At 67.8% G+C, this 12,638-nt stretch carries 13 protein-coding genes; 2 read left to right on the top strand and 11 right to left on the bottom strand.

What is annotated here, in order from left to right:
* Positions 1-33: 33 nt before the first annotated feature.
* The 4 genes from ABCR83_RS20260 to ABCR83_RS20245 form a co-directional block, all read right to left on the bottom strand.
* The gene (locus ABCR83_RS20260; protein WP_462696498.1) at positions 34-1,479 is read right to left on the bottom strand and encodes an MFS transporter; all 1,446 of its coding nucleotides are present in this window, start codon (positions 1,477-1,479) and stop codon (positions 34-36) included.
* Between the two features lie 84 nt (positions 1,480-1,563).
* Positions 1,564-2,586 carry a class II fructose-bisphosphate aldolase gene (gene fbaA / locus ABCR83_RS20255; protein ID WP_462696497.1) on the bottom strand — a complete coding sequence of 341 codons (1,023 nt, stop codon included), beginning with the start codon at positions 2,584-2,586 and terminating at the stop codon, positions 1,564-1,566.
* Between the two features lie 353 nt (positions 2,587-2,939).
* Positions 2,940-3,068: a hypothetical protein gene (locus ABCR83_RS20250; protein WP_462696496.1), complete on the bottom strand. Its 129-nt coding sequence runs from the start codon at positions 3,066-3,068 to the stop codon at positions 2,940-2,942.
* Between the two features lie 157 nt (positions 3,069-3,225).
* Positions 3,226-3,438: a hypothetical protein gene (locus ABCR83_RS20245; RefSeq protein ID WP_462696495.1), complete on the bottom strand. Its 213-nt coding sequence runs from the start codon at positions 3,436-3,438 to the stop codon at positions 3,226-3,228.
* A 317-nt stretch (positions 3,439-3,755) separates the two neighbouring features.
* On the opposite strand from ABCR83_RS20245, the gene ABCR83_RS20240 reads away from it, so the two are divergent.
* Positions 3,756-4,730, top strand: a complete 975-nt coding sequence (locus tag ABCR83_RS20240) for a helix-turn-helix domain-containing protein (RefSeq protein ID WP_462696494.1) — start codon at positions 3,756-3,758, stop codon at positions 4,728-4,730.
* Between the two features lie 99 nt (positions 4,731-4,829).
* Here the strand turns inward: ABCR83_RS20240 and ABCR83_RS20235 are convergent, their stop codons facing one another.
* Positions 4,830-5,669 carry a recombinase family protein gene (locus ABCR83_RS20235; RefSeq protein ID WP_462696493.1) on the bottom strand — a complete coding sequence of 280 codons (840 nt, stop codon included), beginning with the start codon at positions 5,667-5,669 and terminating at the stop codon, positions 4,830-4,832.
* A gap of 402 nt (positions 5,670-6,071) precedes the next feature.
* On the opposite strand from ABCR83_RS20235, the gene ABCR83_RS20230 reads away from it, so the two are divergent.
* The gene (locus ABCR83_RS20230) at positions 6,072-6,713 is read left to right on the top strand and encodes a hypothetical protein (protein ID WP_462696492.1); all 642 of its coding nucleotides are present in this window, start codon (positions 6,072-6,074) and stop codon (positions 6,711-6,713) included.
* A 279-nt stretch (positions 6,714-6,992) separates the two neighbouring features.
* On the opposite strand, the gene ABCR83_RS20225 is transcribed toward ABCR83_RS20230, so the two are convergent.
* From ABCR83_RS20225 to ABCR83_RS20200, 6 genes are all read right to left on the bottom strand, one after another.
* Positions 6,993-8,573, bottom strand: coding sequence for a recombinase family protein (locus ABCR83_RS20225; RefSeq protein WP_462696491.1), 1,581 nt, complete (start codon positions 8,571-8,573; stop codon positions 6,993-6,995).
* A gap of 243 nt (positions 8,574-8,816) precedes the next feature.
* Positions 8,817-9,356, bottom strand: a complete 540-nt coding sequence (pyrE, locus tag ABCR83_RS20220; protein ID WP_462696490.1) for an orotate phosphoribosyltransferase — start codon at positions 9,354-9,356, stop codon at positions 8,817-8,819.
* A 204-nt stretch (positions 9,357-9,560) separates the two neighbouring features.
* On the bottom strand, positions 9,561-10,349 hold the full coding sequence (locus tag ABCR83_RS20215; protein WP_462696525.1) for an aldose epimerase family protein: 789 nt from the start codon (positions 10,347-10,349) through the stop codon (positions 9,561-9,563).
* Positions 10,350-10,430: 81 nt separating this feature from the next.
* Entirely contained in the window at positions 10,431-11,180 is a 750-nt protein-coding gene (locus ABCR83_RS20210) for an SRPBCC family protein (protein ID WP_462696489.1), read from the bottom strand.
* Positions 11,181-11,233: 53 nt separating this feature from the next.
* Positions 11,234-11,884 carry an NAD(P)-dependent oxidoreductase gene (locus tag ABCR83_RS20205; protein WP_462696488.1) on the bottom strand — a complete coding sequence of 217 codons (651 nt, stop codon included), beginning with the start codon at positions 11,882-11,884 and terminating at the stop codon, positions 11,234-11,236.
* Between the two features lie 53 nt (positions 11,885-11,937).
* On the bottom strand, positions 11,938-12,579 hold the full coding sequence (locus ABCR83_RS20200) for a DsbA family protein (protein WP_462696487.1): 642 nt from the start codon (positions 12,577-12,579) through the stop codon (positions 11,938-11,940).
* Positions 12,580-12,638: the final 59 nt, after the last annotated feature.

The raw sequence follows: 12,638 nt of genomic DNA, 5'->3' as shown, positions 1-12,638 counted from the left end.
TCTCCGGCCGCACCGGCCCGTCGGCGTCCGCGGCTACATGTCCCCCGGGGACACCGCACCACACCGGTACTCGCCCTCCGGCCGGCCGGCCCGCCGCCGGGGTGCGCGGACCGTACCCCAGGCCAGCAGCGCCCCCACCACCAGCGCCCCCGCACAGATCACCATCGCCCGGCGGAAGGCCGGCCCGAACGCGGCCGGATCCCGGTATGCCGCCGCCGACATCCCCGCGGCCAGTGGCAGCGCCGCCACCGCCACCAGCCCCGCCGCCCGCGCGGCCGCGTTGTTGATGCCGCTCGCGATCCCGGCCCGCGCCACGTCCACCGACGCCAGTACCGTCGCCGTCAGCGGCGCGACCAGCATCACCATCCCCATTCCCAGCACCACCAGCGCGGGCAGCACATCGCGCCAGTACTCCGCCCCCGCCGCCACCCGGGCCATCAGCAGCATCCCCACCGCGCACAGCAGCGGACCCACCGTCAGCGGGATGCGCGGCCCGATGAGCTCCCCGATCCGCCCGGAGCGGGCGGACAGCAGCAGCATCAGCACCGTCGTCGGCAGCAGCGCGGTCCCCGCCACCAGCGCGGACCAGCCGACCACGATCTGCAGCTGGAGCACCGACAGGAAGAAGAAGCCGCTGAAGGCGGCGTACACGAACACCGTGACCGCGTTGATCGCCGAGAACATCCGGACCGAGAAGATCCCGAGCGGCAGCATCGGATCGGCCCGCCGCCGCTCCACCTCCACAAACAACACCCCCACCAGCACCCCGCCGACTCCGGTACCGATCACCACCGCCGACGCGCCCTCCTCCGGGGCGGCGATCAGCGGATAGGTCACCAGCCCCAGCGCCAGCGCGCCCAAGGCAGCGCCCAGCGCATCGAACCGGCCGTGCGCCGAGGGATCCCTGGTCTCCGGCACATGCCGCAGCGCCACCGGCACACACACCGCCGCCACCGGCAGGTTGATCAGGAACACCCAGCGCCAGCCCGGCCCGTCCACCAGCCAGCCGCCCACGAACGGACCGACCGCCGAGGCCACTCCGCCCAGCCCCGACCAGGCGCCCACCGCGGCGGCCCGGTCGTCCGGATGGAACACCGACTGGATCAGCGCCAGCGAGCCGGGGGTGAGCAGCGCCCCGCCGATGCCCTGCAGCGCCCGCGCCATGATCAGCACCTCGGCGCTCGGCGCCACCCCGCACAGCAGCGAGGCGAGCGCGAACCACACCACGCCGATGACGAACACCCGCCGCCGCCCGAACCGGTCGCCCAGCGCACCGCCCAGCAGGATCAGCCCGGCGAGGGTGAGCATGTAGGCATTGACGGTCCACTGCAGAACGCCCAGGCCGGCGCCCAGATCCCGGCCGATGTGCGGCAGCGCGACATTGACGACGGTACTGTCCAGCATGGCCATGCCCGAGCCGAGTACGGCCGTCAGCAGCACATAGCGCCCCACGGCCGTACCAAGACGCACCTCGCTCATGACCGGATCATCCCTCGCGAACCCCGGCCCGGCCATACGAAAGGGACCCGGCAAAGCGCCGGGCCCCTCCCCCGAGTGCAGCCCCTACTTCAGCTTGGTGCCCGTGGCGCGCAGGTCGGCGCATGCCTTGGTGACCCGCGCGGCCATGCCCGCTTCGGCCAGCTTGCCCCAGCTGCGCGGGTCGTAGGTCTTCTTGTCGCCGACCTCGCCGTCGACCTTCAGCACGCCGTCGTAGTTGCGGAACATGTGGTCCGCGACCGGGCGGGTGAAGGCGTACTGGGTGTCCGTGTCCAGGTTCATCTTCACCACGCCGTTCTCCAGCGCGGTGCGGATCTCCTCCTCCGTGGAGCCGGAGCCGCCGTGGAAGACGAAGTCGAAGGGGTCCTGCTTGCCGTGCCGGGCGGCGATGCCGTCCTGCAGCTCACGCAGCAGCTCCGGCTTCAGCACCACATTGCCCGGCTTGTAGACGCCGTGGACATTGCCGAAGGAGGCGGCCAGCAGATAGCGGCCCTTCTCGCCCAGGCCCAGCGCCTCGGCGGTCCTCTCCACATCCGCGACCGTCGTGTACAGCGAGTCGTTGATCTCGTGCGAGACGCCGTCCTCCTCGCCACCGGTCGGGGTGATCTCGACCTCGAGGATGATCTTCGCCTTGACGGCCTCGGCGAGCAACTCCTTGGCGATCGCGAGGTTCTCGTCGAGCTTCTCGGCGGAGCCGTCCCACATATGCGACTGGAACAGCGGGTTCTGCCCGGCGGCCACCCGCTCCTGGGAGATCGCGAGCAGCGGACGGACATACCCGTCGAGCTTGTCCTTGGGGCAGTGGTCGGTGTGCAGCGCGATGTTCACCGGGTACTTCCTGGCGACGACATGCGCGAACTCGGCGAGCGCCACCGCGCCCGAGACCATGTCCTTGCTGTACTGACCGCCCAGGAACTCCGCACCACCGGTGGAGATCTGGATGATGCCGTCGCTCTCCGCCTCGGCGAAGCCGCGCAGCGCGGCGTGCAGAGTCTGCGTCGAGGTCACATTGATGGCCGGGTAGGCGAACTTGCCTGCCTTCGCCCGGTCGAGCATCTCGTTGTAGACCTCGGGGGTTGCGATAGCCAAGACACAATCCTCTCATGCGCTGGTTCAGGGCCTGGGCAGAGCCACTGTGCCGTGGCTGTTCGGCCGTCCTACGTCAGCCCCAGGCTACCGCCCGCGCTCGAACACGGACATTGCCATGCAATCGCACACCTCCCACCCCGGGCCGCGTATGCGACAGCGGGAAGCCTCGCCCACGCCGGGAATCTCGTAGTGATCTTGTCGGGGGCCCTGTCCCATACGCGGGCCCCGGCCAGCCCTCGGAGAACCGATGCCGACCGGGGCCTTGCCCCTCACCGCTTACGCGGCACCCCAGTGAAGGGGCGGACGGACGCGACAACAGCTCGTCAGCCATCGTGGCGCTACCCGTCGGGGGTCTAGAAGCGGCTCGGACCGCCGTGGACGGCGAGCCAGACGACGGCACCGAGGGACACCGCCAGGCAGCCGACGAGCAACACGCCCTCTGCGATGTCCAGCCAGGCCACCCGCTGGATCACTCGGGACACCCGCAGATGACGCGTTGCCTGCGCCACCTGGCCCGGTAATCGGCCAACTGCTCTTCGGCCTCTTTGACCGTGTCGGGCCAACCCTCGACCCGGGCCCACTGAAGGCGCCCGATGGCGGCGTTGACGACGTCCCGGTACCGCTCGCAGGCTCGGCATCTCACCACTCCCGCGCCTGCACATGGCGCTTGGCGCAGTGGGCTTCCAAGTCGCCGTTGATCTTCTGCACCCCGGTCTCGTCGCCAAGTTCCCGGTATCTGCTCCGCGCCCTGAGCAAGCTGACGCAGGTGGTGCAGTCCACGTAGTGGATGGAGCCGACGGCGGACGACAGCGGCAACGAGATGACCGGCGGGGACGGTCGGGGCGTCAGCATGACGACCAGTGGATCGGGTGCGTTTCCACGATGTAGTGGCCGATCTGGAACATCCGGCGCTCCCGCCCCTCCGTGACTGCGGTCGCACGCTGTCCGGGCAGAGTGGCAGGGTGCACGCTGCACCGGGTGGCGCTCCTTTCGCTCCCTCCGGTGCAGGTCCGTTCCAGTTCCAGGCACAACGGCAGATCAACCAGTGCGGTGCTGTGTCGCGTGGGTTCGGTCATGGCAGCCATGCTTGATCTGCCCCTAGCTCACAGGGGAGTTGACCTGTATTGACTACAGTGGGGTACAGCCGGTCAACCCCACAGAGGTTCACGATGCGTGACGACGACTTCGCCGACCTTGCCCGTCGCGCCCTACGAGACGGCGGCTATTCGATGAGGGCAGCCGCACAGGCAATCCACTACGACCTCGCGTATCTCTCTCGAGTGCTCAACGGGAAGCAGCGGCCGTCACCAAAACTGGCCAAGGCGCTCGATGACCTTCTCGGGACTGGCGGCGCTCTGGCCGGGACCGTTCTCGCCGCCGACGACCATTCCCGCGTGGCCCGCAGCATCGCCAACCCATCCCGGCTCGACGCGGGCACTGTAGACGCGCTGGGGGGAGTTCTTGCCGCTTACCGGCGATTGGACGACACAGCCAAGCCTCAATCCGTGATTCCGGCGACCATGGCACAGATGAAGGAGATAACCCGTCTCCTCAAGGGAGCCCGTGGACCCCATCGCGACCGGCTCGCGGAAGTCGCTTCGGAGTTCTCCCAGTTTGGTGGATGGCTGCTTGCCCAGGAGCGGCAGGACGCCAAGGCGGTTCAACTACTCAACGATGCCGTTGAGCTGGCCGATGAGGTGGGCAACGGCACGCTCGCCGCACAGGCGCTCAACTTCAAGGGGTACCTGGCGCGACAGCAGGGACGCCCACAGGGGGTTGCACGCTGGTACTCCGCTGCCGCACACACACCCGGTGCGCACCCCGCTCAGCGCCTCGGGGACATGCTCCAAGCGGCGGCAGGTCTCGCGGAACTAGGGGCGAGAGACGACGCTCTGCGCATGGTCGAGAACGCGGAGGGGCTGACAGACGCTGCCGCTGCACTGCCGCCCCCGGAGACTGCCTATTGGCTGACGCCCGAGTTCAACCGCTTGAACATGGGCCTGGCGAACCTAGGGCTGGCCCGGTATTCGGATGCCGTGGACCACATCACAGCGGGACTCGCGGGGCTACCAGAGGAGCTACAAGACGCCCCATGGACCTGGGAACACCGCGACGCCTTGAACAGGGCACTCGCAGCGAGGTAGGCAACCTTGGGGCCTGTGACCCGTACACGGGCGGCGCCGTCTGTGCCTGCGATGCTTCTGTGCGCCTTCCTGCGGCGCTCTCATGAGCGCAGGCGGCAATCACCCCGCCGCGTCACTCAACGCCCGGTACAGCGTCGCGCGGGACACTCCAAGGGCCTTAGCGATGGCCGTGACGCTCTCTCCCTTCGCATGCCGGGCATGGGCCACGGCAAGCTTGTCGGCATCCATCACGGTCGGCCGTCCGCCGTGATTGCCCTTGCGGGCCGCAGCCTCCAGCCCCTCCAACGTCTTCTCCCGTATGCCCTCCCGCTCCACCTCAGCGGAGACAGCCAGCACGGCGAACACGATTGCCCCTGCACCGTTCGGGTCGTAGACACCCTGAAGGGGGCCGGACAAGAGTTCCAGTTGAATGCCGTCCGCCTGGAGGGTGGACGACAGCGTCATGAGCTCCGCCGCGCTGCGAGCAAGGCGCTTCATCTCCACCACGGTCAAGATGACCGGCTGGCCGGGGGCAGCCGTCTTGATCTCCCGTGCCAGCGTGAGCGCCTTGTCCAGCTCCGGCCGCTCCTTCACACGGGTACTGATCTTCTCCGAGAACACACGGGTGCACTGGGCACCAGCCAGGGCATCCAACTGGGACTGGAGTTCCTGCCCGACCGTTGAGCAACGGGCGTAGCCGATGCGGATCGCTGCGCCCGGCACCGCTTCGACCGCTTCCGGCACAGCCTCACAAGCCGTCCACGGCTTGCCGGGGCTGCGGTCGGCCGGGGTCTTCACCGTCAGCTCCGCTTTGAGCGCGGGCACCAGGGCGAAGCGGCCCGTGTGGTAGCTGGCAGCCACCTTGCCCGCAGCCGTACGGCAGGGACTTCCTGCGGGAGCTTGGCACTTCGGGCAGTCGTGGCGCTCCACCTGACTGGCCGGGGTTGTCCTCGTCGTCATGACCAGAACGTCTCATAAACGCGTCTCACAAGCTAGATCAGAGACAGATGTTTTGAGACGGGTTTCGAGACATCGAAGCGGGGGCGAAACGGGCACGGCCCGGTGACCGCCCCAGCGTCTCACTAACGATGGTTTCTGAGACGCCCAGGCTCGCTCACGCTGCGCCATGAGGCACTGCACGCCGGGGTCGACTGCCTGCCTGGGCTCCCGCATCCACCCTGGGGGTAATGCCCGCACCGGCCCCGCTAGGACCCACCGGGGGTGCCTTCCTCGGACCCTGTACGGGTTTGGGGATTCCGGGACACCTCCCAGTGCATCCCGGGGCGCTCCACGCGCGAAGGACCGCCTGGACCCGCCGGAAGCCCCGAGCCTCCTCGCCCCTCCGAAGGGAGCGCCAGCACCGTGAATCTGATCACTCTTCAGGAAGTGCTGAGACTATTCAGCCTCAGTAACAGGTACGTCATCCACACAGGGGAGGACCACCAGGGGGAGGAAGGGAACCCAGACATGGAAGAGCACGTTTGGCGGCGCGCATTGCTGCGCTCCGACATGCCAAGGGAAGCAAAGCTCGTCGGGGTAACCATGTCGCTCTACGGCGACTATGAGACAGGCACCAACATCTATCCATCGAATGGACTGATAGCGCAGCACCTGGGCTACGGCGGGAAGACGCCGGAGCAGAGGATCAACCGGCTGGTGAGCAAGCTACGGGAAGCAGGATGGCTCACCAAGACGGGGAAGGTCCCTGACGGGCCCGTCATCTACCGGCTGAGCATCCCCGAAGAGGGTATGTCTCAGACGACATACAACATATCTAGCTCTTCTAGCTTTAGCTCAGCTAGGGGGCCTTCAGCCCCCGCTAGCACTGATAGCTCTAATATTGATAGCTCTAATAAGGCGGGCCCTAAGCCCGCCATTAGTAGAGATAAAGCTAAGAAGAATCTCTACAGCCTAAGCGCTGACTATGTCAGCATTATGCCTATTGGCTATGACTATGAGGCCGTCGCGGAACGGCCCAAGCAAAAAGAAGAAGCGCCGTTCTAACGGCGCGTTGGAATACGCGCACACGCGGGAATGGCGCCCAGGCGCAATGGAGCCAGGGAGCCTCTTCAGCCCCTGTACCGTCCAGGCTCCGACGCAAGGGCCACCGAAAGGCCCTGCATGCCTCCCAGGCGCCCGAGCGCCGGTCGATCGCAGAAGCTCAGAGGGCCCCTTGTAGGCCCTTGAAGCACCCAGGCCCCCGAGAGGGGGCCAGCCGGGAGGCGTAGGGATGCAGAAAGCCCCCGGACCTAGGAAGAACCTAGGCCGGGGGCCAACAGACATTCAGAGGCCCTGAGGAGACCACTGGTCGTCGTCCGGGGGACACCGGTAGGACCAGACAAGCTTGTCCAGGGGACCATGTAGCTCTACCCCAGCGGCCTTCGCCATGCCAGCGATATCACCGAAGTCGATCTGGACGCTGTGCTTGCCCCAAGGCACAAGGTCTTGCCACACACGGATGGTGACGCCGTGTTCCCGGAGGAAGGCTTTGCGGTCCTGGGCATCCTTCTCGGCCCAGACTTCCCGGTACTTCTTGCCGGTGCCCTGGAAGGTGTCATCCGTCGCCTCGGCAAGCTGCTCCCTGAGCGAGGCCTGCTTTGCCGTCTGCGACTTGAGAAGTCGCCAATACGTCTCCTCCATTTCCGGAGTGTCGTACCGGCCAGCGCTGTAGTCGTGCTCCAGCTTGGTAAGGCGCGCCTCGACTTTGCCCAGGGACGCTTCCAGCTCGCGACGGGTCCCCGGGACCTTCTGCATGATCTCAAGATCACCGATGATGTTGTCGAAGGCTTCTTCGAAGATCCCTTCGAGTTCCGATACGCGCATGTTCATCTTCGCCGTGCAGGCGCCCTTCTTCGCGCGCTTCGAGCAGCGGTAGTACGCGTGGTAACGGCCGTGCTTCTGACTAACCGGCGTGGACCCGAGTGAGCTTTTACAGACACCGTGTAGGGCAATACCCGTCAGAAAGTGCTTCGAGATTCGCGCCGGGGAGTATTGCTTCTTTGGCTCCAACCGCATGGAAAGTTCGGTCCACTCCTCGAAGGACATGAACGGGTTCTTTGCGATGAGAACAGGGTTTCCGTGCTCGTCCTCGATAGCTTCACCCTTGTAGGTGTAGACCCCTGCGAAGGTGGGACGGCGTACCGCGTTGGCCAAGGTGGTTTGCTGCCAGTAGGCCCCTTTAGGCTCCAGCCCGCGCAGCGTCAGCCGGTAGTCGCTCCATGTGAGCTCTCCAGCCTCGTTCAGTTCCAGCGCGATTTTGTTGAGCGACTTCTTAGCAGCAAGACCCGCGAGAATGCGGTCCATCACCCTCACGTAGCCGGGGTCACGTACCAAGATCTTGCGATTGGTCCCCGGAATGGCCTGGATCGCGTACCCCATGGGAGGCGTTCCGCTGATCCACGACTGATTATCGAGTCGGCTCTGTACGCCGTCCTTTATCCGCTGGGTGATGGTGTCCAGTTCAGCTTCGGCGAATACGGCCGTCATCTGCGCAACCATCTTCGTCTGAGGGTTCTCGGAGTCATACCCCTCGGTGACGGAGATGACGCGCTTGTCGTTCTCCTGGCCCCAGTCGAGAAGCTGGTTGAAGTGAAGCGCCCGCCGGGTGAGGCGATCCACCTTGTACGCGATGATCCCGTCGAACTCGTCCGCCCGGCGGCTCAGCCACTTGCCGAGTTGGGGGCGCTTGAAGGGCGAAAGGCCACCGGACACGTCGGTGTCCTCAGCCCACCCGATCAGGTTGCCGGAGAAGTGCGGGGCGTTGACGTGGTACTCGATGGCCTCGCGCTGGCCTTGGATCGAGGTGGACGTGTCCTTGTCCTGCGAGAGCCTGAGTACGCCGAGGTAGCGGCGATGCGTAGCCATGGCGTGACGCTACTGACACAGATGATGTTGTGTCTAGCGATTCCCATCGGGGGTTGCGATGGGCATCTGTCCGCTCCTTGTGATGTGCGCGGGGGTGCTGGGAGGCGACGTTCATCGTCGGACCCATCTTCCCAGACTCCCCGATTTGCTCCACACGGTGGACTGATCCCGAATGACCGAAAGGGTGCGAGGTTTCACGTGAAACCTCGCACCCTCCTCGGACACCCCGTTCAAAACCCCAGGTCAGGACAGTCCAAGATCCTCGAGCGAGTACCCCGTCACATAACGCAGCCCGGCCCCCGCGATGGCCGGCGCGGCCCCGCGGTCGACGATCGTCGCCACCGCCACGACCTCCGCACCGGCCTCCCGCACCGCCTCGACGGCGGTCAGCGGCGACCCGCCGGTGGTCGAGGTGTCCTCGACCACCAGCACCCGGCGGCCCTTGATCTCCGGGCCCTCGATCCGGCGCTGCATGCCATGGGTCTTCTGCGCCTTGCGGACCACAAACGCGTCGAGCCCGCGGCCCCGCGCGGCGGCGGCGTGCAGCATCGAGGTGGCGACCGGGTCGGCCCCCAGGGTGAGCCCGCCCACCGCGTCGTACTCCAGATCCGCGGTGGCATCCAGCATCACCTGCCCCACCAGCGGCGCGGCCGCCGCGTCCAGGGTGATCCGACGCAGGTCGATGTAGTAGTCGGCCTCCTTGCCGGAAGAGAGGGTCACCTTGCCGTGGATCACGGCCTTGTCCTTGATCTGCTGAAGCAGGGCGTCACGCGCGTCGGTCATACGCACGAGCTTAGGGCGTGTCCGATGGGCCGGTGCGGGGCCTCAGGGGGTTTCTGATGGATCAGCACAGGCCACGCGGCGCCTGGCACGGCGCCTCGCCGCGTTGTCGCATCACCCGAGTACGCCCAGTACGCAGGTGATGCTCCGCCTTGCGATCCACCGCACCAGACACCGCGTGGCCCGCACTGATCCATCAGAAACCCCCTAGGCCAGTGACCGCCAGGTCCAGGTGGTGGAAATCTCCAGCGGATCAATCGGCGTGACCAGGCGCGGCAAGGTGTTGAGCCCGTTCGGCGGCCCGGACTGGGGCTCCACACACACCGCCTCCTCCTGCTCGTCGAAGACGACGACCCACTCGGCACGGCTGGTGATCTGCAGCTCCAGAACGCCCGGCCAGGTCAGGGTGACATGCACGCCATCGGGCATCCCGAAGCAGTCGTCCCAGGGGCCCGGGAGAGGGGCGATGCGCTGCCCCGTCGGCAGGTGGTCGTCCCCCCGCTGCTCCTGCCACTCGGCCTTGAAGTCGATCTCGGCATCCCCGCCCGTACCGAGGTTCCGCAGGAACCATGGATGCCACCCGGCCTGCGCCGGGAAGGAATCGGAGGTCGCCTCGACGCCCAGCCCGAGCGTAAGGGAATTCTCCGTCAGCTCCGCCGTCTGGGTGACCCGGCCGGGGTACGGCCAGGGCTCGGCGAGGTCATAGGTGAAGGCCGCCGAGGTCGCGTCCGCACGATACATACGCCAGGCGACATCCCGGCCGGTGCCGTGGATGGCGTGCGGTGCGGAGTTGACCGGCATCTGGTGCAGTTCGCCGCCGTTGCGGAAGCGGCCGTGATCGATTCGGCCGCACCAGGGGACCATGGGGAAGGCGCCGTATTTGGCGCCCTGCCGCAGGAGTTCGATGCCGCGGACCTTCAGGCCGGCGATCCGGCAGCCGTTGCCGGGATCGATGGTGACCTCGGCGTCGCCGGCTGCCAGCCGGAGCTGTTTCATCTCGTGGGTGCTCACGGTTCCGACGATAGGCGCGGCACGGCGCAAGGGCACGCCCCTCCTGGTGCCGCGTCAGCCACAACGTCAGCGCCGCCGCCGCAGCACCCGACCCACCACCACCGCCGACGCCAACGCCACCGCAGCCGCCGGCGCAGCCCACCGCAGCGCGGCCCGCCCCGTCGTCGTCTCCGGCGCCGGAACGGGGGCGTACCGCCCCCGCGGCGGCGCATGGTCGACCTCCTCCGCGCTGCGCCCGATCATGGTGCGCCGGGCGTGCGCCGCCTCCGCCGGAGGCTCGTCGTCCGCGAGGACGGCATCCTCGACCTCCACCGCCGAGGACGCGGGCTCCGCATCGAGCACCGCCTCGGCGGCCTCAACGGCCTCCTCGAGGTCGGCCCGCAGCTCCTCCGCCAGCGCCGCCGCGAACCGGTCCAGCAGCCGCCGCCCCACCGTCCGCGCGGTCTTCTCGTCGAACTCGGCCAGCCGCCCCGCGCTGCCGACCGATCCCGTACAGGCCAGGCGCGTCCCGCCGGGCGCCGCCGTCACCAGCGCGCTCAGCACGAGCGTCACCGTGGCCGGGCCGCGCGCCTCCGTGCCCTCACCCGACAGCTCGTACCGCCCCTCGCGCTCGGTCAGCCGCAGGGCGCCCCGATAGGTGATCGTGGAACCACCGATCCGCACCCGCAGCCGCCCGACGACGACACCCTCGGCACCGTTCTCCCCGCCCCCGGCGTCCAGTTGAACACCCGGAACGCACCGGGCGACGCACTCCGGGTCGGCGAGGGCCCGCCGGACCTCGTCGACGGGAAACGGAACGAACACCTCATGCTCCATGACAAGCGAGCCTACCCACCGGTTCGCTCACCGGGGAACAGCCAACCGACTCGTCAGTACCCGACCGCGAACCGCTCCCCCACATGGCCCGGCTTCTCGATCTCGTCGACGACCGCCACCGCATAGTCCTCGGCGGAGATCCGGCTGTCGCCGTCCTGGCCCACGACCAGGTCGTCCAGCCCGGTGCGATACGCACCCGTACGCTCCCCCGGCGCGATCTGCGCGGCGGGGCTGATGTTGGTCCAGCGCACATCACGCACCGTGCGGAAGTAGTCCAGCGCATCACCGTGCGCATGCATGATCTGGAGCAGGAACTCGGGGAGCCCCTCCTGGTCCCAGACCTGCTTGCCGTCGGGCGTGCGCAGCGAGCCCGCGCCGCCGACCGAGATCACTCGCGGGGCCGCGGCACCGAGCGTGCGGACGCCCGTCACCAGCGACTCGGCCGCGGGCCGGATGGTCGCGACATGGCCGGGGCCGCCGACCCCGCCCACCGCGCTGACCACGACGTCCTGGCCCTGGGCCACGGCCGCGACGGACGCGGCATCGAGGACGTCACCGGTGGTGACGGTGAGGCCGGCAGGCCGCTCGGTGAGCTTGGCGGGGTCACGGACCACCGCCGTCACCTGGTGGCCGCGCCCCAGTGCCTCGCGCATGATGCGGCCGCCGATGGTCCCGGTGGCACCGAAGATCGCGATCTTCGCCATGGAAATGTCTCCTTCGGAATCCTTGAGGATCTTGAAATTCATGAAACTGGTGGTCAACTGCCATGTTCATCGAGCGCCCTGCCGAGCGCCCGCGCAGAGGCCAGCGGGCCGCCCAGTCGGCGCACCCCGCCATCTGGTGTATGCAGTAGCAAAGTCGGGAAGCTGTCGACGCCCAGTCGGCGCACCTCGCGAAAGCCCTCCAGCGCCTCCCGGCGGCTGTCCGGGTCCAGGTACCCGGCAACCGCCGCGTCGGCGTCCACCCCGAGGCCCCCGGCCACCTTCCGCAGCGTGGCCGGGTCGGACAGGCTCAGCCCGTCCCCGTACCAGGCCCGCTGCAGCGCCCCCGCGAACTCCAGTGCCCGCCCGGGCGCCTGCCGGCTCAGCGCGACCAGCGCCGTCGCCGCGTCGGCCGAGTCCAGCACGGTCGTACCCCCGGCCAACGCCGCGGCGTACCCGGTGCCGAAGACCGCGCCGGTCAGCTCCGCGATGCGCGCGTCCGACTCGCGGATAGCGGGATAGGCCGAGACCGGCTTCACCGCAGCCCCGGTGAACAGCCCACCGCCGAGCACCCTCAGCTCCAGCCGGTCCGCATTCGCCCGAGCGAATTCACGCACCGTCGGGCCAAAGCCGTAGCACCAGCCGCAGTACGCGTCGAACGCATAGGTGACCCGATGCCCGTGCGGCGCTCCTGCCATGTCATCCATCCCACTCACCACATCACTCACCAAAAATGGTTGCCCATAGAACAACTGTT

The organism is Streptomyces xingningensis (assembly GCF_054957865.1).
Note: the sequence above shows the minus strand (reverse complement) of the source record. Positions and strands in the feature narration are given on the sequence as shown.